General features: G+C 61.9%; 25 protein-coding genes and 1 pseudogene. 10 read left to right on the top strand and 16 right to left on the bottom strand.

Annotation, left to right across the window (positions count from 1 at the left end):
• Positions 1-44: 44 nt before the first annotated feature.
• Together NKK47_RS10800 and NKK47_RS10795 are read left to right on the top strand one after the other, a co-directional pair.
• On the top strand, positions 45-893 hold the full coding sequence (locus NKK47_RS10800) for a beta-keto acid cleavage family enzyme (RefSeq protein ID WP_352576591.1): 849 nt from the start codon (positions 45-47) through the stop codon (positions 891-893).
• Between the two features lie 167 nt (positions 894-1,060).
• The gene (locus tag NKK47_RS10795) at positions 1,061-1,453 is read left to right on the top strand and encodes a GFA family protein (RefSeq protein WP_352571209.1); all 393 of its coding nucleotides are present in this window, start codon (positions 1,061-1,063) and stop codon (positions 1,451-1,453) included.
• Between the two features lie 383 nt (positions 1,454-1,836).
• Here the strand turns inward: NKK47_RS10795 and NKK47_RS10790 are convergent, their stop codons facing one another.
• Complete coding sequence (locus tag NKK47_RS10790; protein WP_352576589.1) at positions 1,837-2,202, bottom strand: DoxX family protein; 366 nt, start codon at positions 2,200-2,202, stop codon at positions 1,837-1,839.
• Positions 2,199-2,561 carry a VOC family protein gene (locus tag NKK47_RS10785; protein ID WP_352576587.1) on the bottom strand — a complete coding sequence of 121 codons (363 nt, stop codon included), beginning with the start codon at positions 2,559-2,561 and terminating at the stop codon, positions 2,199-2,201. Before NKK47_RS10785 ends, NKK47_RS10790 begins: the two co-directional genes overlap by 4 nt.
• A gap of 390 nt (positions 2,562-2,951) precedes the next feature.
• On the opposite strand from NKK47_RS10785, the gene NKK47_RS10780 reads away from it, so the two are divergent.
• Both NKK47_RS10780 and NKK47_RS10775 read left to right on the top strand, forming a co-directional pair.
• Positions 2,952-3,623 (top strand): helix-turn-helix domain-containing protein, encoded by a 672-nt coding sequence (locus tag NKK47_RS10780; protein ID WP_352576585.1) that lies wholly within the window; start codon positions 2,952-2,954, stop codon positions 3,621-3,623.
• Positions 3,624-3,731: 108 nt separating this feature from the next.
• The gene (locus NKK47_RS10775; protein WP_352576583.1) at positions 3,732-4,163 is read left to right on the top strand and encodes a VOC family protein; all 432 of its coding nucleotides are present in this window, start codon (positions 3,732-3,734) and stop codon (positions 4,161-4,163) included.
• A gap of 125 nt (positions 4,164-4,288) precedes the next feature.
• On the opposite strand, the gene NKK47_RS10770 is transcribed toward NKK47_RS10775, so the two are convergent.
• Genes NKK47_RS10770 through ehuB form a run of 5 tightly spaced genes read right to left on the bottom strand, consistent with a single transcriptional unit; the run spans position 4,289 to position 8,101 of the window.
• Positions 4,289-5,020 (bottom strand): GntR family transcriptional regulator, encoded by a 732-nt coding sequence (locus tag NKK47_RS10770; protein ID WP_023674261.1) that lies wholly within the window; start codon positions 5,018-5,020, stop codon positions 4,289-4,291.
• Positions 5,017-5,796 (bottom strand): ectoine/hydroxyectoine ABC transporter ATP-binding protein EhuA, encoded by a 780-nt coding sequence (gene ehuA, locus NKK47_RS10765; protein WP_352576581.1) that lies wholly within the window; start codon positions 5,794-5,796, stop codon positions 5,017-5,019. The genes NKK47_RS10770 and ehuA overlap by 4 nt, the downstream gene beginning before the upstream one ends.
• On the bottom strand, positions 5,793-6,452 hold the full coding sequence (gene ehuD, locus NKK47_RS10760) for an ectoine/hydroxyectoine ABC transporter permease subunit EhuD (RefSeq protein WP_023674259.1): 660 nt from the start codon (positions 6,450-6,452) through the stop codon (positions 5,793-5,795). The genes ehuA and ehuD overlap by 4 nt, the downstream gene beginning before the upstream one ends.
• Positions 6,449-7,177 carry an ectoine/hydroxyectoine ABC transporter permease subunit EhuC gene (gene ehuC, locus NKK47_RS10755; RefSeq protein ID WP_023674258.1) on the bottom strand — a complete coding sequence of 243 codons (729 nt, stop codon included), beginning with the start codon at positions 7,175-7,177 and terminating at the stop codon, positions 6,449-6,451. Before ehuC ends, ehuD begins: the two co-directional genes overlap by 4 nt.
• 54 nt (positions 7,178-7,231) lie before the next feature.
• Entirely contained in the window at positions 7,232-8,101 is an 870-nt protein-coding gene (ehuB, locus tag NKK47_RS10750; RefSeq protein ID WP_352576580.1) for an ectoine/hydroxyectoine ABC transporter substrate-binding protein EhuB, read from the bottom strand.
• A gap of 237 nt (positions 8,102-8,338) precedes the next feature.
• Here ehuB and NKK47_RS10745 point away from each other — a divergent pair.
• The 6 genes and pseudogenes from NKK47_RS10745 to NKK47_RS10720 form a co-directional block, all read left to right on the top strand.
• Positions 8,339-9,463, top strand: a pseudogene (locus tag NKK47_RS10745) (M24 family metallopeptidase); the annotation flags it as partial.
• 34 nt (positions 9,464-9,497) lie between these two features.
• Positions 9,498-10,751: a M24 family metallopeptidase gene (locus tag NKK47_RS10740; protein WP_352576578.1), complete on the top strand. Its 1,254-nt coding sequence runs from the start codon at positions 9,498-9,500 to the stop codon at positions 10,749-10,751.
• A gap of 10 nt (positions 10,752-10,761) precedes the next feature.
• Positions 10,762-12,018 (top strand): sarcosine oxidase subunit beta family protein, encoded by a 1,257-nt coding sequence (locus tag NKK47_RS10735; RefSeq protein WP_352576576.1) that lies wholly within the window; start codon positions 10,762-10,764, stop codon positions 12,016-12,018.
• 13 nt (positions 12,019-12,031) lie between these two features.
• Positions 12,032-12,328 carry a sarcosine oxidase subunit delta gene (locus tag NKK47_RS10730; RefSeq protein WP_352576574.1) on the top strand — a complete coding sequence of 99 codons (297 nt, stop codon included), beginning with the start codon at positions 12,032-12,034 and terminating at the stop codon, positions 12,326-12,328.
• The gene (locus NKK47_RS10725; protein WP_352576572.1) at positions 12,325-15,279 is read left to right on the top strand and encodes a sarcosine oxidase subunit alpha family protein; all 2,955 of its coding nucleotides are present in this window, start codon (positions 12,325-12,327) and stop codon (positions 15,277-15,279) included. The genes NKK47_RS10730 and NKK47_RS10725 overlap by 4 nt, the downstream gene beginning before the upstream one ends.
• Positions 15,272-15,775, top strand: coding sequence for a sarcosine oxidase subunit gamma (locus tag NKK47_RS10720; protein ID WP_352576570.1), 504 nt, complete (start codon positions 15,272-15,274; stop codon positions 15,773-15,775). The genes NKK47_RS10725 and NKK47_RS10720 overlap by 8 nt, the downstream gene beginning before the upstream one ends.
• A gap of 65 nt (positions 15,776-15,840) precedes the next feature.
• Here NKK47_RS10720 and NKK47_RS10715 read toward each other — a convergent pair whose 3' ends face one another.
• The 9 genes from NKK47_RS10715 to NKK47_RS10675 all read right to left on the bottom strand — a co-directional run bounded on the left by NKK47_RS10715 (position 15,841) and on the right by NKK47_RS10675 (position 24,643).
• Positions 15,841-16,305 carry a cupin domain-containing protein gene (locus NKK47_RS10715; RefSeq protein ID WP_352576568.1) on the bottom strand — a complete coding sequence of 155 codons (465 nt, stop codon included), beginning with the start codon at positions 16,303-16,305 and terminating at the stop codon, positions 15,841-15,843.
• 202 nt (positions 16,306-16,507) lie between these two features.
• Positions 16,508-17,383 carry an aldose 1-epimerase gene (locus tag NKK47_RS10710; RefSeq protein WP_352576566.1) on the bottom strand — a complete coding sequence of 292 codons (876 nt, stop codon included), beginning with the start codon at positions 17,381-17,383 and terminating at the stop codon, positions 16,508-16,510.
• A 5-nt stretch (positions 17,384-17,388) separates the two neighbouring features.
• Entirely contained in the window at positions 17,389-18,189 is an 801-nt protein-coding gene (locus NKK47_RS10705; RefSeq protein ID WP_352576564.1) for a FadR/GntR family transcriptional regulator, read from the bottom strand.
• Positions 18,190-18,191: 2 nt separating this feature from the next.
• Positions 18,192-19,193, bottom strand: coding sequence for an ABC transporter permease (locus NKK47_RS10700; protein WP_352576562.1), 1,002 nt, complete (start codon positions 19,191-19,193; stop codon positions 18,192-18,194).
• A complete protein-coding gene (locus tag NKK47_RS10695) occupies positions 19,190-20,710 on the bottom strand; it encodes a sugar ABC transporter ATP-binding protein (protein WP_352576560.1) in 1,521 nt (506 codons plus the stop codon). Before NKK47_RS10695 ends, NKK47_RS10700 begins: the two co-directional genes overlap by 4 nt.
• Before the next feature lie 97 nt (positions 20,711-20,807).
• Positions 20,808-21,791, bottom strand: coding sequence for a substrate-binding domain-containing protein (locus NKK47_RS10690; RefSeq protein WP_352576558.1), 984 nt, complete (start codon positions 21,789-21,791; stop codon positions 20,808-20,810).
• Between the two features lie 30 nt (positions 21,792-21,821).
• Positions 21,822-22,598 (bottom strand): SDR family oxidoreductase, encoded by a 777-nt coding sequence (locus tag NKK47_RS10685; RefSeq protein ID WP_352576556.1) that lies wholly within the window; start codon positions 22,596-22,598, stop codon positions 21,822-21,824.
• A 5-nt stretch (positions 22,599-22,603) separates the two neighbouring features.
• Positions 22,604-24,031: a galactonate dehydratase gene (gene dgoD / locus NKK47_RS10680; protein WP_352576555.1), complete on the bottom strand. Its 1,428-nt coding sequence runs from the start codon at positions 24,029-24,031 to the stop codon at positions 22,604-22,606.
• 252 nt (positions 24,032-24,283) lie between these two features.
• Positions 24,284-24,643, bottom strand: a complete 360-nt coding sequence (locus NKK47_RS10675; RefSeq protein WP_352576552.1) for an HlyD family secretion protein — start codon at positions 24,641-24,643, stop codon at positions 24,284-24,286.
• Between the last annotated feature and the right edge of the window lie 452 nt (positions 24,644-25,095).

Here is a 25,095-nt window from a genome sequence, read left to right as displayed (position 1 = left end):
CAAAGATTGATTCATATGAATCTTGTCACTCACAGAACGTCCCCATGAAGCCGGCCCATGGTCTCGACCGCATCGCCATAGCCGTCGCCCCGAATGGGGGACGTCGCAGCAAGGCCGACCATCCGGCGATTCCACTAACACCAGCCGAACTTGCGAGGACGGCCGCGGAATGCGCTGATGCCGGTGCGGCTATGATCCACGTCCATGTCCGCGACAGAAGCGGCAATCATCTGCTCGACGCCGACGCCTACCGCCAGACGATCGCCGCCATCCGCGGTGCTGCCGGCGACCGCTTGATAATTCAGATCACCTCCGAAGCACTCGGCATCTATTCGCCGGCCCAACAGATGGCCGTCGTACAAGATGTGAAGCCGCAAGCTGTCTCGCTGGCGCTTCGGGAAATCGTTCCTGATGCCGGATCGGAACTCGCCTTTGTGCGCTTCATGGCCTGGCTGCACACCCAGGGGGTTGCGCCGCAGATCATCCTCTATTCGCCCGAGGAGGCCGTCAGGCTTTCGGACATGCAGCAGCGCGGACTGATCCCCTGGGCAAGCATACCGGTTCTCTACGTGCTGGGCCGCTACACGCCGGGACAGACGTCCGTTCCTGCCGATCTCTTGCCATTCCTTGCGGCGAACATGCCGCGCTTCGACCATTGGAGCGTCTGCGCCTTCGGCCGCAACGAAGCGGCGTGCGTGACCGCCGCCGCGTTGCTTGGCGGCCATGTCCGGGTCGGCTTCGAAAACAATCTTTTCCTTCCGGACGGCAGCATAGCCTCGTCCAACGCTGAACTGGTAGCGACCGTCGCACGCATACTCGCCGACTGCGGCGTCAAGATCGCCTCGGCCGCCGAGTTGGCGGCTCAATGGAACGCGCCGTTTCGTTCCATATGACAAACCAAAGCCTATTTTCGGCGGCAAGCTTGCGCAAGGCATAGAGAGGCGGCTGCAATGTCATCGCCACGGAAGAACGACGTGTCCCCGCCCGCGGCGCGGCGATTGCAACAACAGTGCCGGTCGTTGTAACCATTCCGGCCGTTTGATTTTGGAGGAGACGCAGCATGGACCGATTCACCGGCGGGTGCCTGTGTGGCAACGTCCGAATTATCGCGTCGGGGCGCCCATACCGGGTCGGCCTTTGTCACTGTCTTGACTGCCGCAAGCATCATGGCGCCCTTTTTCACGCTTCCGCGATTTTTCCTGAGGATGCGGTGACGATCGACGGCGAAACACGCGACTATGCCGGGCGGTTTTTCTGCCCCCGCTGCGGCTCCTCCATTTTCGGACGCACCGCAGACGAAATCGAAGTAAACCTAGGGTCCCTTGATGCGCCTGACCAACTGATGCCAACCTACGAAAGCTGGATCATCCGACGCGAGTCCTGGTTGCCGCCGTTTCCGCTCACCAGACGATACGAGCGCGATCGTGACGCCACGGGTCGCTTTGAGGAATAGGTCGCACGAACGGTGCCGAGGAGGCAACGACATCAGAACACGGATTTTCAGGGACCGCCTGCTCACGCCGCTAAAATGTGAACTTGCATGTTTACGAGGTGCGCTGCCTTCATCCACATTGCCCAAGGCATTCGTGAGCGCCTAAGGCGACCCGTGACAGCCAAGGCGCCGTTACCTTTTAGAGGAGGACCGCAGGGGATGGGATTCATCGTCGCCGCGATCTTGAAGTAGGCTTTGTACAGAGCGCCGCGTTCAATGCTGGCCGTTTGGGAGGTCACGCCGGAAGACCGGCCTTGCGGAAGCCATCAATGAACTGCTCAAGCAGCGCAGCGTCATGGAATGGCTCTGACGTGGTCCAGTGGCCCGCCACCCCGAAACGATGATCACAGGCTAGTGGTCGCGGCGACAATCAACCCGCCCAAGACGGCAACATTGATGGTGAAGCCGGTACGAAGCGCTTCGCATTCATCACCGCTGTAGCGCCAGAAGTTGAGCGCCATGAAAGACGCCGCAATGGTGAATACGGCCAAGGCCGCGCCGGGAAAGGGTCCACCAAGGCCCGTTGCTAGGCAAAAGCCGCCTGCAATCTCCAGCACCGATCCGGCCGCGAGAAGAGGCCTGGGAGCAGGAAAGCCCCGCTCGGCCAGGGACGCTGCAACCGCCCGGAACCTGAGGAAATGCTCGGCGCCCGCCCAGATAAAGACGCCGCCGAGCAAAACCAATCCGAGGTGGTGGAAGAACGCGATCATTCCTTGCTGCCGTCCTCGGTGTAAACCGCAAGCTCGTAACCATCCGGGTCAGCGAAATGGAAGCGCCGGCCACCGGGGAAGCCATAGATCGGTCTGACGATCTTGCCTCCCGCCTGCTCGACACGTTTGACCGTTCCCGGCAAATCATCGGCATAGAGAATGACGAGCGGGCCTCCTCCCGACCTCGCTGGGCCAGCGGCGAAGCCACCTGACAAGCGCCCGTCGTTGAACTCGCAATATTGCGGGCCGTAGTCGGTGAAGGTCCAGCCGAATGCCTTTCCGTAGAAGTCGCGTGACTGCTGAATGTCTTTCACGTTGAATTCGACGTAGTCGATCCGTTGGTCGTTGTTGTTGCTCATGACGCAAACCTCTCGTGTGATGTACGACGCCGAAAGATAAGCACGCATCTCGCTTGCCGGATTGAACAAAACGGCCATCGACGTATGCGCCGCACATGGCGCTACCGATGGCGATGCGCGTGGCATCACCCCTCACCTGCCCTCTTCATTCCGGCCGGAAGAAAACGACCGATTCTTGCAACTGTTCTCGATTGGAAGACGTTGTCGGCCGTGCAGATTGTTGCCTCGAGCGACGGCCGGGCGCAGCCGCTGCGCCGTAGGGTCACCGCCGCTAGTTCGAAGAGGAGCGAGATGAGCGATCCCGTCCCAGCACAGGCAACGGGTTCATTTCAGCAACGTCCAGCGTCGGCGCGGCTTCACGGGAGCTTTGCTTCGGTGTGGGTGCATCGAATGGACCCGGCGGGCTCACCGCCGATCGTGATCATGCCCGACGCGACGATCGATTTGCAATGGATCGGAGGCAGCTGCCGAATTGCCGGCCCTGACAAGGAGCCGCAGACCGAGGTTCTAGCGGCGGACGAGGTCGTGATCGGCTTGCGCTTCCATCCTGCCACGGCGGCGGCATGGCTCGGCGTGCCGCAAGTCGAGCTGGTCGGCAAGAGGCTGTCGCTCGACGATTTGTGGGGCGCGCGCGCTCGCCGCCTCGCCAGCCGCGTGCGCGCTGGCGACAATCTCGAGGAACTGGCCTGCTCTCTCGAACAGGTCGTCGCCGAGGAAATGGCCTCCCACGCGACAGACGTTCCCATGCAGGCGGCATATCGCTTGATTGAGCGCGGGCTGCCACCCGACGCGCCTCTCGTCCCCTGGTTGATGCGCGCGCTCGAGATGAGCGAAAGGATGTTGCGCCGGCGCTTCGACGAGAGCTTCGGCTATGGCCCCAAGACGCTTGACCGTATCCTCCGCTACCAGCGCTTTCTGCGGCTTTCGAGCCACTCCAACAGCTCCACCGCCATGCTGGCGGCCGAGGCGGGCTATTCCGATCAGGCGCATCTTGTCCGCGAGAGCCGCCGCCTGACGGGAAGCACCCCGCGACAGATTCATCACCTGCTGCACAACGAGTGAAACCTCGGCGCGTTCTTCGACATGGCGGCACGCTTTTGGCCGTTTTGTTCAAGTCTTCACTATCGCCCGACTTTATCCTGGTATCTCCGACAACCAGAGGAGACTGCCATGAAACCGCGCGTTTCGGTTTTGACCATCGCTGTCGCCGACCTCGAGAGTTCTCTCGCGTTCTACCGCGACGGTCTCGGCTTGCCGACGGAAGGGATCATCGGCCGCGAGTTCGAGCATGGCGCCGTCGCGTTCTTCACGCTGTCCGGCGGGTTGAAGCTCGCGATCTGGGCTCAGGACGACCTCGCCTGCGACACCGGCCTGCCCAAAGCGCCGATCAGTTCGACCTCGTTCACAATCGGCCACAACGTTGTGCGCCCCGAAGAAGTCGATCAAGTGATGGATGAGGCCGCCCGCGCCGGAGCCGAGATCATCAAGCTTGCCCGGGACACGTTCTTTGGCGGATATGCCGGATACTTCCGCGACCCGAACGGACACCTATGGGAGGTTGTCTGGAATCCCGCCAACATACCGAATGAGAATCCTCTTTAAGGGCGGCGCGGGCCTGCAGTCTCGCCGGTGCTGGCAAATTCTGTCGGCACCGGGCGGGCGGCCATGCTTTCCCTGGCAACTAGGCAAGTTCGATGGCAGGCCACCGGCACAATCTTAAGCGCTGATTATGTAGCTCTATCCAGATTCGCCTCGCCTGCGTGACGCATCATGCGGCGGAAGCTCATTGAGATATGCGCCCGCCTTATGTGCCCGATGGACTCCCAGTCGCCGATCTCAGCGGCGGCAAGGACCTCTTCCATTTCGCGGCGGAACGCGGTGAATTCCTCGACAAGGCCCAATTGCGGCATCAGCTTCAGGACGACGCGCGCGACCTGAAAATACAGGCGCTCGCTGATCTCGCGCAGTGGCTGGTTGCCGGTCATCGCCGTGAGCTCGTAGAAAAAATCCATGTTGAGGCGCAGGAAAGCGCGCTGGTCGGGATTGAGTATATCGGAATCGCAGCGCGCGATGAGCGCCCGTATCCGGTCGAGGTCGTCCGCCGTGCGCGGGATCGGCGAAAGCTTGCCGACGAGGAGCGCCAGCTCCAGACGCAGATGATAGACCTGCTGCAATTCCTCGATGTCGACGTCGGTGACGATCGTGCCGACGCCGTGGACGGATTGAACCAGACCCTCGGATTCAAGGCGCGCCAGCACGCGCCGGACCGGCGTGCGGCTGATCTCGAATTCCTGGGCAAGTTCTTCCTCGGAAAGGTGGCTTCCCGGCGCATAATCGAGCAGGCAGATGCGGTCGCGCAATATCCGGTAGATGCGCTCGAACCGCTCCCGGGCGGAGAGCGGGCGCGGCGGCGCGGCGGTCACCGTCGTGGGCGGCTTGGCCTCTGTCTCGATCGTCACCCAGCCTCCAGGACAGCGTGCAGGAATTGCCGTGTCCGCTCGTTCTTGGGAGCACCAAACAGTTCGCTTGGCGGCCCCTGCTCGCAGATCTTGCCTTGATAGAAGAAACAAACGCGGTCGGAAAACTCCTTGGCGAAGCCCATCTGATGGGTGACCATCAGCATGGTGAGATCATGCTCGCGCCCGATCTGCCTTATCACCTGTAGCACTTCGCCGACAAGCTCCGGGTCGAGCGCCGACGTTACCTCGTCGAACAGCATGATCTTGGGCCGCATTGCCAGCGCCCTGGCGATGGCGACGCGCTGCTGTTGGCCACCAGAAAGCTGTGACGGATAGTGGTCCTTCTTCTGGGCCAGACCGACCAGCTCCAGCAGCTCGGCCGCTCGTGCCTCGGCGTCCGCCCGCTTCATTCCGAGCACCGTTATCGGCGCCTCGATGCAGTTCTGCATCGCCGTCATATGCGGAAACAGGTTGAACGACTGGAACACCATGCCGATCTTGGCGCGGATCTTGCGGATGTGGGCGAGATCGGCGGGAACAAGCTTGCCGTTCCTCTCCATATGGGTCAGCGGCTCGCCTTCGACCCAGATGACGCCGTCATTGATCGTCTCCAGCGTCATCAACATGCGCAGCACCGTCGTCTTGCCCGAACCCGACGGACCGATGACCGAGACTTTTTCGCCGCGCGCTATTTCGAGATTGAGCCCGTCGAGAACGGTTAACGTGCCGTAGCGTTTCGATACATTGTCGAAGCGGACCGTCGGTTGTTCAGTCATCGGGTGGTCCTCCGGTTGAGCAACCCTTCGAGGGAGCGGATGAGCGCCGCCGAAACCAGGCTCATGGCAAGGAAAAACAGGCCGACCAGCGTGATCGGCTCGGTGTAGCGGAACGTTTCGGAGCCGATGATCTTGGCGGTCTGCATCAGTTCCATCACGGCGATTGCGGAAAGCAACGGCGTTTCCTTGAACAAGGCCACCAGATAATTGCCGAGCGCCGGAACGATCGGCGGGATCGCCTGCGGAATGATGATGTCGCGGAACGTCGTCCAGGACGAGAGATTGAGCGCGATCGAAGCTTCCCACTGGCCGCGATGGATGTTGTCGAAACCGGCGCGATAGACCTCGGAGCAATAGGCGGCGTAGTGGATGCCGATGGCCAGCACCCCGGCGGTGAAAGCGTCGAGCACGACACCGAATTTCGGAAAGACGAAATAGAGAAAGAATATCTGGATGAGCAGCGGGGTCGAGCGGATCAGCTCGACCAGCACCGAAATCGTCCAGCTGGTCCATGGCACGGCGATGCGGACAACGGCCAGCACCAGGCCGAGCGAGGCGGCAAGCGCAAAGCCGATCAGCGTCGCTTCGATGGAAATGACGGCGGCGCGGGCAAGCACCGGCAGGATTTCCAGGGCAAATCCCCAATCCCAGATCATGCCGCCTTCCCCCGCGCCAGTCCGAGCGATGCCCGCCTTTCAAGAAGCCGCATGCCGATGGTCACAACCAGCGACATTGCCAGGTACATCAAAAGAACGAGGGTGAAGATCGGAATGGTCTTGAACGTGTTCTGGTTCATTTGCTGCGCCTTGAAGGCGAGATCCGAAAGCGTGATCAGCGAGACCAGCGCCGTCGATTTCAGAAGCTCGATGAACAGATTGCCCCAGGGTGGGATCATCGCGACAAAGGCCTGCGGCAGGATGATCCGACGCAACATCTGCGGGCGGCTCATGTTCAATGCCGTACACGCTTCCCACTGCCCGCGGGCGACGGACAGGATCGCGCCGCGCACGCACTCCGATCCATAGGCGCCGACATTCAGGCCGAGCGCGAGCACCGCCACCACGAACGCGTTGATCGTGACGCCGAATTGCGGGAGCACGAAAAACAGCCAGAACAATTGCACCAGTGCCGACGTTCCGCGGAAGATCTCGACGTAAACCGTGGCCAGCCATCTGAGCGGCGTCGGGCCGTACATCCTTGCAAGTGCCGCAAGCACGCCCATGACAATTGCGAGCAGGCTGCCGAGGACGGCGATCTCGATTGTCAGGACCGCGCCTTGCAGCAGCCCCGGCATAAACACTTGATATGATTCCTGTGTTGCCAAGGCACCGATCACGACAAGCGCGATGACCAGCATGGCAACGAGCGTACGGATACCCATGCGATTCCCCCAAGGAAAAAGGGCGGCGCTTTCGCGCCGCCAGCAGTTGGGAACCTATTTGCCAGCGCAGAGCTCTGCGGTGGTCTTGTTGGGGAGATAATCCTTGCCGAAGCCGAGTGGCTCGACCAGCGCGATATGCTCCGGCGAACCGAGGAACTTCTTCAGCTCGGCGTTGAAAGCCTCCTGCAGGTCGGTGTCTTCCTTGCGGAAGCCGAAGCCGCCATGACCTTTTACCGATTTGCCGGCGACCTCGCCGAAGGGCTTGGTCGATTCGACGCCGTCGGCTTTCTTGGCCATGTCGGCGATCGAAAGAGCGGTCAGCGCGGCTGCATCGGCGCGGCCCGACTGGACGGCGGCGACCAGGCTTGACTGGTCGGGCAAGGAGACGATCTGCCCACCGGCAACGCCCGCTTCCTTGGCGAAGCCGCCTTCGACGGCGCCGGCCATCACGGCAAGCTTGAGATCCGGATTGTCCTTGATGCTGGAAAAATCCTTGATGCCTTTCGGATTGCCTTTTGCCACCAGCATAGCCTCGCCGATGCCGTAGGACGGCTCGGAGTAGTTGATCTCGGCGCACCGCTTCGGAGTGATGAACATGCCGGCGGCGATGATGTCGAAGCGGCCGGCCTTGAGACCTGGAATGAGCGAGCCGAATTCGGTCAAAACACCGTCGACCTGCGGTATGCCCATCTTGGCGAGCACCGCCTTGGCGACTTCCGGCGCCTCGCCGGTCAGCTTGCCGTCTGGCGTGGCGTAACCGAACGGCGCCTCGTTGGCGAAACCAACGCGGATGTAGCCGTCCTTCTTGGCCCGTTCGAGGGTGGTTTCCGCGTGAGCGGACAACGACGTCAATGACGTCGCGGCGAGCGCGATGCAGGCAGCCGCTTTCACGACCATGCGGCGCGATATCGATGAATTGAACATGCTTTTCTCCCATTGGACAACTGTGGATGGTTCCCAGGGCGCGGCCTTCTTCGAGGTCGACGCCTGCTTGATAAGACGTATACAACTGCCCTAGACATTTCGCAAGCAGAGATATAGAAACCATGAAAATTCGACGATAGTTCGCAGTTAGCCAGCAAATTGACGTCGAGTTGTGCACAATTTGGCCTAGTTGCCACTTACAAAAGGCAAACGGCGTACCTGGAAGGCAGGATTTCGGTGGCGACCGCGAACGGCTTCGGGACATTCACGCAAGCGGAGTATGGGCAGCGCCTCGCCGGCGTGAAGACACGCATGCAAAAAGCCGGCTTCGATCTCATCGTTTGTCAGGATCCCGCCAACATGTGCTGGCTGACCGGCTATGATGGATGGTCGTTCTACGTTCCGCAGTGCGTGCTCGTCCATCTGGAGGAAGACCGGCCGATCTGGTTCGGCAGGGCACAGGATGCCAAGAGCGCACGCCTGACCACCGGCCTGCCGGAGACAAACATCGTGCCGTTCTCGGAACGGCTGGTGCAGCAGCCCGTCGAACACCCCTATGACGAACTCGCCCGACTGATCCGGTCGCGCGGTTGGGGAAAAGCCCGCATCGGCGTCGAGATGGACGCGCATTATTATACGGCGCGCTGCCACGCCCATCTGATCCAAGGGCTGCCCGACGCGCACTTCGCCAACAACCACGATCTCGTCAACTGGGCGCGGCTGGTCAAATCCGAGGCCGAGTTGGTGCTGATCCGCGAGGCGGGAGCGATCTGCACGCATGCCATGAACCGCGCCATCGAGAAAATGCGGCCTGGCGTGCCGCAGAACCATGTCATTGCCGAAATCTATCACGCACAGATCATGGGCGTGCCCGGAGCGGGCGGCGACTATGCCGCGATCTGTCCGCTGATGCCCGTTGGCGAGGGCACCAGCACGCCGCATCTGACGTGGTCCGACGCGCCGCTGCCGGACAGCGGCCTCGCCATTCTGGAGATCGCCGGCGTGCGGCGCCGCTACCATGCGGCCCTGACCCGGACGGTGCATTTTGGCCAGCCGCCGCAAGCCATCCTCGACATGGCCAAGGCGATCGTCGAGGGCGTCGACGCTGGCCTCGAGAAGGCGCGCCCCGGCAACACCGCCGAACAGGTGGAAGCCGCCTGGCAGGCAGAGTTGAGGAAGAACGGGCTGAAGAAGGAAAGCCGCGTCGGCTATCCGGTCGGGCTCGCCTATCCGCCCGATTGGGGTGAACGCACCGCAAGCCTTCGTCCCGGCGACACCACCGAGATGCAGCCCGGGATGTGCTTCCATTTCATGGCCGGCGTTTGGCTCGACGATTTCGGCATCGCCATCTCGGAATCCTTCGTCGTCACGGATCGCGGCGGCGAACGCCTCTGCGATGTGGCGCGCGAACTCGTGTCATCGACTGACATGGCGGCTGGGAAACCGGCTGCCGAAAAGACCATGCCCGCCAGCAAGCCGGCAACAAGCACGAGGACGCCCGATGGACCGCAATCCGTTTTCCGAAGCCGAAATCGCCGGCCGCCTTGCGAAGATCCGTACTGCTCTAGCCGAGCGCGAGCTCGACGCGGCGGTCTTCGCCTCGCCGGAGAACGTCTTCTATCTCACCGGGCTCGATCACTGGGGGTATTTTGCCCCTCACCTGCTGATCGTTCCGCTCCAGGAAAGACCCGTCCTGGTCACCCGCTCGATGGAAAAGGTAACGATCGAGAAGCAGGTGAAGGCAGCGGAATTCCGTGGCCACTCCGACAGCGAAACGGCGGCCGACCTTGCCGCGCGGGTGTTTGCGGAGCTCGGCCTGTCCGGCAAGCGGATCGGTCTCGAATACTGGACGGCCGGCCTTAGCCATGGACTTGCCATGGCACTCCAGATGCAAGCCGATGCCAAGTGGAGCGACGTCTCCGGTCTGGTCGATAAGATGCGGTGGGTGAAGAGCGCCGAGGAACAGGCGCTGATGCGTCGAGCCGCCAAGGTGACGGACGCCGCCGCCGGTGCCGCGATCGCCGCGATCTCCGATGGCGCTTCCGAACAGGAGGTCGCCGCCCAATGTGTTGCGGCAATGATCCGCGCCGGCGGTCATGCGCCGGGCTTCGGACCGTTCATCCGCCCAGCCGCGCGCCTGGGTGAAGAGCACACGACCTGGGGCGACGGGATCTACCGCAAGGGCGAGCCGGTCTTTGTCGAATTGTCCGGCTGCATCTCGCGCTACCACGCCCCGCTCGGCCGGCTCGTTCGCATCGGCCACATCAGCGACGAAGACGCCGCAATGGCGGAAGTGACCGCCAAGGCGTTCAACGCGGTCGTCGAGGCGTTGCGGCCGGGCGCCAAGGCGCGCGATGTCTACGCCGCCTGGCAGGCTGTCGCCGACGCGGCCGGTCTTTCCCACTATCGCCGCCATCACTGCGGTTATCTTGTCGGCGCCGGCCAGCCGCCATCATGGACCGGCGGCAATTCGGTGACCGGCTTGAGGCACGATTCCGACCTCGAGATCGAGACCGGGATGAGCTTCCACATCCTGTCATGGCTGATGGGCACCGGTCGCGGCGATGACTTCGTTTCCAACACGGTGCTGTTGACCGATGCGGGCGCTGAAGTGCTCACCCGCACGCCGGCCGGCCCGATCGTTCGATAGGCCTGCACACATGGCGCGCTACTCGGCATTTTCGATCTTGCGCAACGCGCTGTCCGGCCAGAAGAATTGGCAGCGCGCCTGGCGGGCAGCGGAGCCAAAATCGTCCTATGACGTGATCGTTATTGGCGGCGGCGGACACGGCCTCGCCACCGCCTTCTACCTCGCCGAGAACCACGGCATCCGTAACGTCGCCGTGCTCGAAAAGGGTTATGTCGGCGGCGGCAATGTCGGCCGCAACACCACCGTCATCCGCTCCAACTACCTGCTCGACGGCAACACCCAGTTCTACGAATTCTCGATGAAGCTCTGGGAGGGCATGTCGCGGGCGCTGAACTTCAATGTCATGTTCTCGCAGCGCGGCCAGCTCGTCACGGCGCATTCGGCCGATCAGCTCGACGGCTTCAGCCACCGCGCCAATGTCATGCGGCTGAACGGCATTGATGCCGATATCCTCGACCGCGACGAGGTGCGCCGTCTCGTGCCCTATCTCGATTTTTCCGACACCGCCCGCTTTCCGATCCATGGCGCTATCTTCCAGGGCCGGGCGGGCACGGCGCGCCACGACGCCGTCGCCTGGGGCTTTGCGCGCGCCGCCGACGGCCATGGCGTCGACATCATCCAGAACTGCGAAGTGACCGGCTTCCTCCGCGACCGCGACAGTATCGTCGGCGTCGAAACGACGAAAGGCCGGATCGGCGCCGGCAAGGTCGGCCTCGCTGTTGCCGGTCATACATCCGTGCTCGGTGCCAAGGCCGGCCTTGAACTGCCGATCGAAAGCCACGTCCTGCAAGCTTTCGTCACCGAGCCGCTGAAGCCGCTGGTAGATCACGTCGTCGCCTATGGCGCCGACCATTTCTACGTCAGCCAGTCCGACAAGGGCGGGTTGGTCTTCGGCGGCAATCTCGACGGCTACAATTCATACGCCCAGCGCGGCAATCTCGGCGTCGTTCGCGAGGTGGCGGAGGCGGCGATTGCATTGATGCCGTGCATTTCGCGCGTCCGCCTGCTGCGCCACTGGGGCGGCGTCATGGACATGACTCCCGATGCCAGCCCGATCATCTGCCCGACGCCGATCGACGGCCTCTATCTCAATGGCGGCTGGTGCTATGGGGGCTTCAAGGCGACGCCGGCTTCCGGCTGGTGCTTCGCCCACACGATCGCCACCGGCAAGCCGCATCCCTTGATCGCGGCCTACGGGCTCGATCGTTTCCGCACCGGCCACACGCTCGATGAGGCCGGTGTCGGCCCTTCCGCCTGGCTGCAATAGGAGGCGGGACAAAATGCTGCGCATCGAATGCCCCTGCTGCGGCCCGCGCGATCATGACGAGTTCCGCTACGGCGGCGATGCCTCGGTCACGCGTCCGGCCCATGACGATCCCGATCCAGAGGTTTGGTATCGTTACGTCTATATCAGGACAAACCCGGCCGGCCAGCACCGCGAATTCTGGCAGCACGTGACCGGCTGCCGCCAATGGATGGTGGTCGAACGCGACACACGCAACCATGCCGTCGCATCCGTCGACTTCGCCAGAAAATTGCGGGCCAGGAAATCAACTCTAAGGAAATCCCCGGCATGAGTTCGAACCGCAAACGGCTGTCGTTAGGTGGCCGCATCGACCGCGAGCAGCCGGTCGAGTTTACCTTCGACGCCCGCAAGCTGGCTGGATATCGCGGTGACACGCTTGCCTCTGCGCTGCTCGCCAATGGCGTCACGCTGGTCGGTCGCAGCTTTAAATATCATCGCCCGCGCGGCATTTTTTCCGCCGGGCCCGAAGAGCCGAATGCGCTGGTTACGCTCGGGAGCGCCGGCAGGCGCGAGCCGAACCTGCCGGCGGCGACACTGGAACTCGCCCACGGTATGGTCGTGGAGAGTCAGAACCGCTGGCCATCGCTTGCCTTCGACGTGCAAAGCGTCAACGGGCTGTTGGCACCGTTTCTGTCCGCCGGCTTCTACTACAAGACCTTCATGGGCCCGACGCGCCGCGCCTGGATGTTCTACGAACATTTCATCCGCAAGGCGGCCGGCCTGGGTAGAGCCGGCACCGGCCCGGATCCCGACCGCTATGAGGTTCGTCATGCCTTCGCTGATGTCGCCATTGTCGGCGGCGGCCCGGCGGGATTGTCGGCGGCGCGGGCAGCGGCCGCGGCCGGCGCGCGGGTCGCGCTGATCGAGCAAGATTTTCTGCTTGGCGGCCAGCTTTTGGCGGAACCGTCCGACAGCGCAGCGGCCGCATGGCTGAGGCAGGCCAAGGCCGAGTTGGAGGACTTCGAAACCGTCGCGCTGATGAAGCGGACGACCGCTTTCGGCAGCTATGACGGCAATGTCCTTGGACTGGTCGAACAGCGCGATCCAACCGATCCGAAGCCGAATGGCGAGGCCCGCCAAACGGTCACTATGCTGCGCGCCCGCTCGATTGTTTTCGCCACCGGCGCCATCGAGCGGCCGATCGTGTTCTCGAACAATGACCGGCCCGGCGTGATGCTTGCCTCGGCCGCCCGGACCTATCTCAACCGTTTCGCCGTCCTGCCGGGCAAGAAAATCATTGTCGCCACCACCAATGACGGTGCCTGGCGCACCGCCTTCGACTATGCCGCAGCCGGCGCGGAGGTGACGGTTGCCGATCTGCGCGCCGTCCCGCCCGCAGCACTTGCCGCGGAAGCCGCACGGCTCGGCGTGGTGGTGCGGGCCGCAACGCGCATCGTCGACCTGCACGGCGGCCATGCCGTCAGGCAAGTAACGCTCAACGGGCCGGAGGGCCAGTCCTCGGCCGCCTGTGACCTGGTCTGCATCTCCGGCGGCTGGTCGCCAACTGTGCATCTCACCTCGCACCTGGGGAGCAAGCCCACCTACCGCGACGACATCGACGGCTTCGTGCCGGGTTCGTTTCCGGCCGGCCGGTTCGGCGCCGGCGCGATGATGGGAACCTATGCGACGGCCGATGCCATCGACGACGGTCATCGCGCCGGTACCGAGGCCGCAGCCTCCTGCGGCAAGTCGGCGCCGGTGCCCGCTCCGTCGAAACTCGATCTCGACGAGACCGCCACGAGTTCACTTCGCGAAATCCCTTCCGTTGGACGTGGAAAGGCTTTCGTCGATTTCCAGATGGACGTGACGACCGGGGATATCGAGCTCGCCCATCGTGAGGGCTATGAATCGGTCGAGCACCTGAAGCGCTACACCACGCTCGGCATGGGCACCGATCAAGGCAAGACCAGCAATTTTCCAGCACTTGCCGCGATGGCCAGCCTGCGCGGCGCAACAATCCCCGAGACCGGCGCCACGACCTTTCGGCCGCCCTATACGCCCGTGGCGATCGGCGCGCTTGCTGGACGCGCTATAGGCCATCATTTCAAGCCGATCCGCCGCACGCCGATGCACGACTGGCACATCGCAAACAGCGCCGAGATGCTCGAGGTCGGGCTCTGGATGCGGCCCTATTTCTACCGGCAGTCGGGGCGTAACGTGAACGAAGCTTACGTCGCCGAAATGCGGACCGTACGTCAGGCGGCGGGCCTGATGGACATCTCCACGCTCGGCAAGATCGATGTCCAGGGCCCGGATGCGGCAATCTTCCTCGACCGCGTCTATGCCAACGGCTTTGCCAAACTGGCGATAGGCCGCGCCCGCTACGGCGTCATGCTGCGCGACGACGGCATCGTCTTCGACGACGGCACCACGACGCGGCTAGCGGAAAACCGGTTCTTCATGACCACTTCGACCGCCAAGGCCGCCGATGTGCTGTCGCGTCTCGAATTCCTGCTCGACACGGCCTGGCCGGATTTGCGCGTGGCCGTTACCTCGGTCAGCGATGAATGGGCGGCGATGTCGGTTGCTGGGCCTAACAGCCGCGCGATCCTGAATGCAGCGTTTCCCGCTCTCGACGTTTCCGAGGAGGCGCTTTCGCATATGGGACTACTCGAAAGCGAATGGGAGGGCCGTGCGCTCCGCATCCTGCGTCTCAGTTATTCCGGCGAGCGCGCTTACGAAGTCTATGTCGGCGCCACTGCCGGTGAACAGCTCTGGAGCCGCTTGCTCGAAGCCGGCAGACCCTTCGACCTGAAGCCTTACGGTGTCGAGGCGCTTGGCGCGCTGCGGGTCGAAAAGGGCCATGTCGCCGGACCGGAGATCGATGGGCGCACGACGCTCGACGATCTCGGCCTCGGCCGCATGGCCGGCAAGCGCAGCGGCTTCGTCGGCGACGTCCTGCGACGGCGCCCTGCCCTCCGGGCGCCCAACCGGCAGCGTCTGGTCGGGCTGGAATGCATCGAAGAGGGAAAACGCCTCCGCGGCGGCGCCATCCTGTTCCTGCCGGATGAGAAACCCCATGGCCATGGGCGCGGTCGTGTCACCTCCGTCACTTTCAGCCCCGAACGCGGCCATTATGTCGGGTTGGCCCTGCTTGCCGGTGATGTCGCGGCAGAAGGAAGCGAGGTCGTGGCGGTCTATCCGATGAAGGCCGAAACGGTTCGCGCCCGCGTTGTCTCGCCGGTATTCATCGATCCGCAGGGAGAACGGCTGCATGGCTAGCTTGACCTCTTCTCGGGATTTCAGCCTGTCCGTGGCGGATTGTCCGCTTATCCAGATCGAGGGCTGGGACGCGACACTGAGGCGATTCGAAAAGAGCGTCTCGGCGTCGCTTAACACGAAACTTCCCGCTTCGGTCGGAGAGACGGTTCGCCACAAGGGCCTTTTAACCATCCGCGTTGCACCTCGCCGCCTTTGGTTGGCTCTCGACGAAGGCACAGAAGCGCCAGCCCTTGTCGTCGACCCCGATCTCGGCTGTTCCGTGCCCCTCGGGGAAGGTCGCGTTCGTTTGAAAATGGCCGGCCCTGGTATCGCAAGGCTTCTGTCCGGCTGCATTGCCGTCGACTGGCACGCGCCGACCGCCGCTCCGGGCCGCGCCGTGCAAACATCCTTGCATCACGTGCCCGTGCTCTTCCTGCGCACCGGCGAGACCGCGTGCGAACTCATCGTGCCGCGAAGTTTTGCCCGCAGCCTCTCGGATTGGATTGCCGGCGGCTAGCCAATACCGGTTCCTCGGGCAAGGGCCGGCTTTAGCGGCGATCCAAGCCGCCATCACGAAGCCATCTACTCTCTTGCCGGCCAGTCCTGCAGAAGCGTAATCCCAAACTTCGGCGCGGCTACTTTGAGCCGCTCGATATCGGCAGGCGTCGGCGGCCCGACCACCTCTCCCTTGCTGCGTTCATGGCCACCTTCGGCGAGAAACTGCTCGAACACACTTGGCGTGTCTATCAGGATGTAGCGAACGGGCTGGTTGCCGGGATTCATGAGCTGGCGCGGGATCCCGCGCTTCAAAAACATGCTCTCGCCGGGCGAGAGCGTTCGGACCTCGCCGGCCACAACCGCGGTCAACTGCCCTTCGATGACGTAGACCGTCTCGTCGTCATTCGCATGAACATGGATTGGCGTTTTCGTGTGCCCGTCGCTTCTGTTTTCGAAGAGACTCAACAAGCCTCCCGTCTGTTCGCCGGAGACCAGTCGCTTCATGACGATGCCTGCGAGCACGAATTCTTTTGGTTCAACATCCGTCATTGATCCAATCCTGCCAGACACATTTGGTGGGCCGTCAAGCAGACGAGCTGCGCAGCGACATCCGGCAAACGTCGAACTGGCTCACGGGTTCCCGGTCGCCGGAGTTCCCTCTTCCCAAGCTCCGTTTGGACGAAAACCCGGCTTCGTTCTCACCGGACATGTGGCCGACATCCGCCAATTCGAGGGCGCCGCAGAGGTCCGCCTAACTGACGGCGAAGCTGCAGCGGGCCGCCAGGCTCTCGCCAGGCCCAAGCACCGACAGTCCATTCCATTTGTCGATCGAACCACGATTGTGAGCATCGACAGTATGACTGACCGGTTCAAAACAGAAGAAGTCGCTGTCCTTCGATGGCGAATAGACCAGGTAAAAATTCAAGGACGATGAAGCTTCAATCCGCAGGCTGCAACTGTGCTCCGGCCACGATATGGTAGCGACGCCGTTCCAACCGGCAAACAGATTGTTTATCCATCCACTCGGCAATACGACTGGGGCGCCGAAATTCCAATCGGGATGGGTTTTGACATCCACAAACCGTTCAGGGAGGTGGTTGGGCAGTTCGAGACAAACCTGCGAGGCCGCCGCATGAAGCGCGGTTCGTGCCGTTCTCGGGAACGATGGATGGATGCCAAGCCCGAACGGCAATCTGATCGAGGCCCGATTGACGATGCGAAGTTTCAGCTCGAGCCCCTGTCCGGCCAGCGCGTAGCTCACCTCGGCGCGATATCGGTATGGGCCGGGCCCGTTGCTGATGAGCGACAGCTTTGCGTTGTCCTGCGTTACGCTGTCGACGTCCCACTCGCTCGAAAACCCATTGCCGTGAATGGGAAATGGCTCGCCTGCAACATTGGCAGGCAGTTCGTGGAATTTGGAGTCGAATGTGAACCCGCCGCCCGAGATGCGATTTGACCATGGCAAAAGCAGGTTGCAGGCAAGGTCGAACGGTTTGCTGCTCCCGCCGTTTGGCCAAGGCCTGAAGAGCGGCACGCGTCCATAGTCCAGTCTCGCAAGACCTGCCCCAAGCGATGGGACGATTTCAGCAGACAGGTCTCCGCTTCTGATCTGGATCGTCCCGACCATCCGCTTCAGACGGTATCGGCCTTGGCAGCGGCGATCGGCTGTTGATGGCGGCCTTTGCGAGCCACTGCAAGAAGGTCGTTCGACGCGATCCCGATGAGCGCCTTCATCTGATCGTGTGCATCGTCCTCCCTCCGCATCCTGATTGCCTCCAGCACGTCGCCATGCGCGCTCAGCGTCTGCTGGTAATTAGCGGTGGCCGATGTGGTCAAGCGGAAGGAGAAGCTGAGGGCGGCCGCAAGCATATTGCCGAGATTGGCGAACACCGGGTTGCGGCTGGCACGAAGGATGGCGGTATGAAACCTGACGTCGGCATCGAGACACGCAGCGAGATCGTCCTGCGGAGCAATGCGCATGGCTTCATAGGCCGCTTCGATGACTGCGAGATCGCCTGACGTCGCCATCTTGGCCGCAAGTTGGGCGGCAGCGGGTTCAATGACCAGCCGCGCCTCGATCAATCCGCGGACGAAATCGAGATCGGGCTCGATATCGCGCATCCATTCCAGAACCTGTGCATCCAGCCTGTTCCATTCGCTCGACACGCGCACACGCGTCCCGGCCCGCTTGCGCGCCTCGATCAATCCTTTCGCCGAAAGCGTCAGAAGAGCATCGCGAAGCGCGGTGCGGCTCGCCCCGTAGATAACGCAAAGCTCGGCTTCCGTCGGCAGGACGGAGTGCTGGGCGTAGGAGCCGGCGAGGATGCGCTGTCCGAGATCGCGTGCGATGCGATCCTTGAGCGATGACGTGGTGCCATCTGCGGCAGGAATGTCCTGCTTGCCTTGGCCAGTCGAAGCGATCGCCGCGTCCATCGTCATGTCCTGTTCAAGTGGTACTCGGCAATTACCACAGCAAGTATCAGCAGCGAGCCCTTGGCAAGCAACTGATAGAAGGTTGGCACGGACGTCAGTATCATTCCGTTGTTGAGGACGCCAATGATGGCGACGCCCAGCAGTGCGCCGACGATCGTGCCCTTGCCGCCCTGCAAGGCGCAGCCACCAAGAACGGCCGCTGTGATGGCCTCGAGTTCCAGGCCTTGGGATCCGGATACGGGCTGCCCGGAGCCGGTACGGGCAGCCAACAGAATCCCGGCCAATCCGGCCGCCACTCCACTCATGATGTAGATGCCGACGCGGTAGCGGTTGATGTTGATGCCGGAGAAGCGTGCGACAACGGGATTGCCGCCCAGGGCATAGATGTTGCGGCCAACGATCGAGCGGGCAAGGAAGAGATGGAATACGATCGCGGTCAGCAAGAGAATCCAGATCAGCAGAGGCAGGCCGAGGATTCGTCCGATCCCGATGAAGCGGAAAGTGTCGCTGAAAATCGCGATCGATTGCCCATCGGACATGATGAACGCGATGCCGCGGAAGATCGCCATCGTACCGAGAGTCGCGATGACAGCGTTGACCCGCCCATAGGTGATGATGATGCCGTTCACGAGGCCGGCAAGACCGCCCAGGACCAGGCCGGCAAGAATGCCCGCGGCGGGTGATCCGGTGGCCTGGATAGCCATTGCCGTCGATACTGTGGTCAGACCGACAATTGCGCCGACGGCAATATCGAGCCCTCCGGCGACAATAACCACGGTCTGGCTCATCGCCAGAACGCCCAGGATGGTAATGCCTAGACCGATGTTCAGCAGGTTTCGGCTGGAGAAGAACACGTCGCCTCTCAGGGTGCCGAAAATGAGCACGAGAATGGCGAGAGCAACAAGAAGGCTTATGTTGTGAATGCCGATGCGCTCTGCGATGCGCAAGGAAGCGCGCCTTTTGCCGGCTTGCGTTGTTGCTGTCCTGAGCTCAAGGCTGTTCATTGAATTTGTCCTCCAAGCGATGCTGCAGATTGAGGCATGGCATGTCTCAGGATCGTGGCCTCGTCGATGTCAGAGCGGGAAAGTTCGGCCGTGATCCGGCCTCCAGCCATAACAAGCACCCTGTCGGCCAGCCCGATCAGTTCCGGCATTTCCGAGGAAATCAGGATTATGCCGATGCCGCTGGCGGCGAGTTCGTCGATCAGGCGATAGATTTCCGCCTTGGCGCCGATGTCGATGCCGCGGGTCGGCTCGTCGAGGATGAGAAGCATCGGCTGCCGCGCAAGCCAGCGCGCGAGAACGACCTTCTGTTGGTTGCCACCCGATAATTTCGAAACCTGTTCGTCGAGGTTGGGCGCCTTGATCGACATCTTTGCTGCAAGCGGTGAGACGATCTCCAGTGCCTTGCGCCGGTTGAAGAAGCCGAAGGTCGACGTTCTGTCGGGCACGCAAAGCGAGGCGTTATCAAGAATGCTTCGGAACAACAGCAGCGCCTCGTGCTTGCGGTCTTCCGGGGCAAAGCCGATGCCCGCCACGATCGCTGCATGCGGGCTGTTAGGGCCAACGGGCACCCCATTCATCGTTATGGTTCCGTCGACGCGCCTATCATAGCCGACAATCGCCTTTGCCAGTTCGGATCGACCCGCACCCATAAGGCCGGCAATGCCGAGCACCTCGCCACGGCGGACCTTGAGGCTCACATCGGTGACGTGGTCGGTGGTCAGGCCCGTCACCTCCAGCAACGGTTGCCCCGATTGCCACGTCTCGCGCGTAAACAGATCGGCTATGTCGCGGCCGACCATGAGCTTGGCTATGGTCTGCTCGCTGGCACCGGCAGCGGGGGAATCATCGACCAGCCGGCCGTCCCGCAAGACGACAATGCGATCCGCAAGGTCGATGACCTCGTTCAGCCTGTGAGAGATGTAGACGATCGAAGTGCCCTCGCCGCGCAGCCGGCGAATTACTGAAAACAGACGACGCGCTTCGTCGTCGGTCAGTGACGAGGTCGGCTCATCGAATGCGATCAGCCGGCCGCCGGCACGTATGGCGCGCATGATTTCGATCATCTGGCGCTGTGCCGGACCGAGTGTGCTGCAGAGTTGACGCGGCAGCATATCCTGCTGCATGCCGAAGGTCGCAAGCACCTTATCGGTCTGGTCCTCGAGCCTGTGCCAGTCGAGCAGGACGCCTGCCAGCCGCGGCAGTTCGCCGACGAAAATGTTCTCGGCCACGGTCAGGTTCGGAACGATCTCCGGCTCCTGATGGATGACGCGTATTCCGGCTCTGTGGCTGTCGCGCGGTTCGCTGAAAACGATCGGCGTGGAGCCATGCAGCACGGTGCCGGTGTCCGGTGCGAACACGCCCTCGAGAATTCGCATCATTGTCGACTTGCCGGCGCCATTCTCGCCAACCAGGGCAAGCACCTCTCCTGGCCGAAAGGCAATCGAGACATTGTCGAGCGCCTGCACGACGCCGAAGCGCTTCGATATCCTATCGAGCGAGAAGAAATCCGATTGCATCAAAAGCTCACTCCCGAGGATCGATCCCGTGTGCCCGCCGACGAACTGCCGGCCCAAAGAGCGTCATGCGCCCTGCGGCGCATGACGCATATCTGGTTCAGTGGCAGAGCTTGGCTTTGTAGTCCGACGCGAAATTGTCGGCGGTGATGTATTCCGGGTCAGTGAAGGATTGAACGGGAAGCTTCGTTCCGTCCTTGATGGAGGCCAAGAGAATCTTCACCGCCAGCGCGCCATGATTTTCCGAATTGAGCCACATCGTACCACGGAACGCCGAGGGCTTTCCGGATCCGAAGGCGTCACAAGCGCGGCTCCCGTCGATGCCGATCCCCATGCCCTGGTCTGCGGAATAGCCGGCATTCTCCAGTGCTCGCGCACCACCCAGCACGCCGTCATCGTTGCATGAATAGAATATCCAGTTCGTGACGCTGGGATTGGCCGTCAATGTGGTGGTCATCACATCGATGGCGTTGACCATCGTATTGTCGTAGGGGACGCGAACGATGCTGCCCGGCTTGAAATCGGGCACCGCCTTCAGGAACGCTTCTTCCGCGCCCTTGTTGCGCAGCATGCAGGTATCGGCCTTGCGGTCCTCGATCGAGGCGATGCGCACCTCTTTGCCCGCCCAGCTTTCAGCCTTGTAGAGCTTGGCAAGCTCTTCGCCCACCCGCGCACCGATATTGTAAGCATTCATGCCGACATATGGGACCTGGGTGCCATCCTGGTAGTAGATATCGTCGTCCACCGCCACCAAGGGAATTTTTGCAGCCTTTGCTTTCTCCGCGATGACCGGTCCCAGCGCCTTGTCGGGGACAACGATGGCGATGCCTTTCACGCCATCGCCGACCATCGTATCGAAGGTCGTGATCGTCAAATTGGCGTCGAACTGAACGTCCTGCGACACGAACGCGGCCCCTGCCGCCTCAGCCGCTTTCTTGGCGCCGCCGACTTCGGCGACGAACCATGGATGGTCTCCCATCTTGTTGATGTAGCCGATCTTGATGTCGTCTGCGCTTGCTGCGCCACTCATCAGTCCGGCAGCCAGTACCGCAAATGTCGCCAAAGCCTTTGTTGTGGTTTTCATGAAGATCCTCCCTGAGCTCAATGGTGGTTGCTAGTCGTGGTAGAGAACCGAGCGCCCACCATCGATGGTGATCGTCTCGGCATTTATGAACGGCGCTTCGTCCGAAGCGAGGAAAACCGCCGTCATTGCAACCTCGTCCGGCCGGCCAATTCGCTTGGGCGGATGGAGGTCGTAGGCTCGCCGCTTCTCCTCGGCGGGGTTCGGGAATGTGTTCCAGTAGGCTTCCGCGATTGGCGTCTCGATATAGCCAGGGGCGATCGCGTTCACCCGGATACCGCGTGCGGCATATTCGATGGCCAGCGAACGGGTCAGGCCCAAAAGTGCATGCTTGGCGACCGGATACGGGAACGTATGGGGAATGATCTGGAAGGCGTGACAGCTCGCTATGTTGACGATGGACCCCGAGCCCTTCGCCAGCATCGTCGGCAAAACCGCCTTGGCGCAGAACCACGCGGCCTGGAGGTCGAGCTTGAGGCAGCGCTCCCATTCCTCATCCGGCATCATCAATGGTTCGTAGAAGACGTTGGCACCGGCATTGTTGACCAGAATGTCGACGCCGCCATAGGCCGTGATCGTCCGCGCGATCATGTCCGCGACTGCGGATGCGTCGGTGACGTCCGTCTCGATGAACAGGGCGTCCGCGCCCTGGGCACGCAATTCGTCGGCGACCGCTTTCCCGCTTGCCGCATTCAGTTCAGCAATGACGGTCTTTGCCTTATGTGTTGCAAAGGCGCGGGCGGTGGCGGCACCGATGCCTTGGCCGGCGCCCGTGATGATTGCGATCTTTCCTTGCAGCCGACCTGCCATTGCATTCACCAGTCGACCACGGTGCCGTCCGGCATGACGGCATTGCGGGCATGCAGCACTTCCTGCTTGAAGGGGTGGCGCGCGATCACGTCCTCATTGACGGTGACGCCAAGGCCCGGCAGTTCGGGCAGATCCCAGCGGCCTGGTTTACGCTGAATTGGCCAGGTAACGACCTCGTCGTACCAGGCAACGGCACCGGACATCTCCTCCTGAATGACGACGTTTGGCGTCGATATGCCGAAATGAAGAGCAGCCACACCGGCAATCGGACCGAGCGGGTTGTGCGGCGCAAGACCGATGCCTGCGGTTTCCGCCATAGCCGCGATCTTCTTTGTCTCGAGCAGACCACCAGTGTGGCAGATATCTGGCTGGGCAATGTTGAAGGCGCGAGCTGTGATCGAGTGCGTGAATTCGCGACGGCCGATCAGCCGCTCGCCGGAAGCGATCGGCACAGCCGATCGCGCCGTGATATGCGCCAGTCCGGCAACATCTTCGGGCGGCACGGGTTCTTCCGCGAACATAATGCGGGCCGGCTCGATTGCCTTGAGGTAATCCATCGCAGCGTTAACGGATGCAGGGCGTCCATGGAAATCGACCATGATGTCGATGTCCGGACCTATGGCCTCGCGAAGTGAGCCAACCATGTTGGCGACAGAATCAACGGCTTTCGCAGGCGATACGTAGTGGGTGTAGGGAATGCAGACGACCTTGACAGCGTCGTAGCCTGCCTGCGTCACGATACGTCCGCGTTCCACGATGGCATCCACGGATCCGGTCTCATAGACCGCCTTCATGTCTCCGAGGCCGAGATGCGTGTAGGTGCGCAGATAGTCGCGAACCTGTCCGCCCAGAAGGCGCCAGACGGGGACTCCCAATGATTTGCCCAAGATGTCCCAGAGCGCGATCTCAATGCCGCTGACGGCAGACATTCCCTCGACGCCAAGACGCCAAAATCCGTGGCGTGTAAGTATCTGGTAGCACTGCTCCACGTTGCGCGGATCCTGCCCGATGAGCAGGGCCTCAAGGTCCTGAAGCGCCCCAACGACGGCTCGGGTCTTCCATTCCAGCGTTGCCTCACCCCAGCCAAACAGCCCGGGCTCGTCGGTTTCGACCCGGACGAAGACCCAGTTGCGCATTTCCGCATTGCAGACGCGCGCCTTGATGGCCGTAATTTTCATTGGTCCTCCCAGACCTGCCGCCTTTTTTCGAAGGCGATATGTATGATTTATTATGGATAATATGGACGAGTCAAGCGCAACGTCGATGTGGAGCAAGGCCGTCAAGGAACTGGTCCTCAGGAGGATCCGAGCAATTGTCGGAACGATGTCCAAGGCTGCTGTCCCTGGGGTGACATAGCGGCCGACACGGATCTGGCGATTACCGACGATGCCGTCGACCGGGGCCCTCACGACGGTGTTGGCCAGGTCGAGCATTGCCAGGTCGAGCGCTGCCTGTGCCTGGGACAGGGCTGCCTGCGCACCGGACAACTGCGCATCCAGGACACCGAGCTTCAATTTTTGAGCCAGCAGTTTGGCCTCTGCACCGTCCCGCGATGCCTTTGCCTTGTCATGGCCGGCGTGCGCATCCTGCAGCTTCTGATCGCTTGCGGTCCCGTTCTTCTGCAGCGTGACGTAGCGGTTCAGGTTGGCGCGGGCGAATTGCAGGTCGGCTGCGGCAGATTGCTTCTACGCCTCAGCCTGCGCGATCAATGCGTCCTGCAGTTCACGGGTCGCCTTGATGTTGGCGATTTCCGCCTGCCGGGCGGCGATGTTGGCTTTCGCCTGCTCCGCCTTGGCCTTGTAGTCGCTGTCGTCGATGCGAAACAGGACAGCACTCTTTGACACACTGGCATTGTCGTCTATGTCGACTTCGACGACGTAACCGGCGAGCTTCGGCGCGATGCTGGTAATGTCTCCGCGGAGATAGGCGTTATCGGTCGTTTCCTCGAACCGGCCCCGCGTGAACCATTGCCAGCTCCAAATAGCTGCCATTGGAATCACCATAAGGGCAACCATGGCGATTGCGATCTTGCGGGCTCGGCTCATGATTGCCTCGACACCCGGTCGATGCGCTCGCTATCGAAGGAGGTATCCGCCCCCCGAAGAGCGAGATGTTCGGCAAGGCTGCAAACCCACGGTGCGCAGTACAGTTTCACGAGAACGTCTCCGTCGAGCTGCGGCTCTGCAGCAAAGCAGAACTGCAGAACGATCGCGGATTTCACGGTCTCGCCGCTATCACGCGGACGAACATCCCATCTGCCCTGATCGGTAGTTCGTACTGAACCTCAGCACAGGTCGTATTATCAGTCAGCCGGATTCAGGCGCGCGAACGTGCCGGCGCGGACCTCCGTAGTGCCGAAGACCGCCCACGAGAAAATCCACTTTGAAGTGTTTCCGGATCATCCTGTGGCAGCAATGATCGCAGAGAGCGCCCTCTTGAAGAGTTCGGTTGTCTTAACGTTCACCTATTTTGACAAGCGCGCAACACGCATTCGCTG

Origin of the sequence: Mesorhizobium sp. M0019 (assembly GCF_040323975.1) — a bacterium.
Lineage (GTDB): Bacteria > Pseudomonadota > Alphaproteobacteria > Rhizobiales > Rhizobiaceae > Mesorhizobium.
The sequence above is the reverse complement of the archived record's forward strand: the minus strand, read 5'-3'. Positions and strand labels throughout refer to the sequence as shown.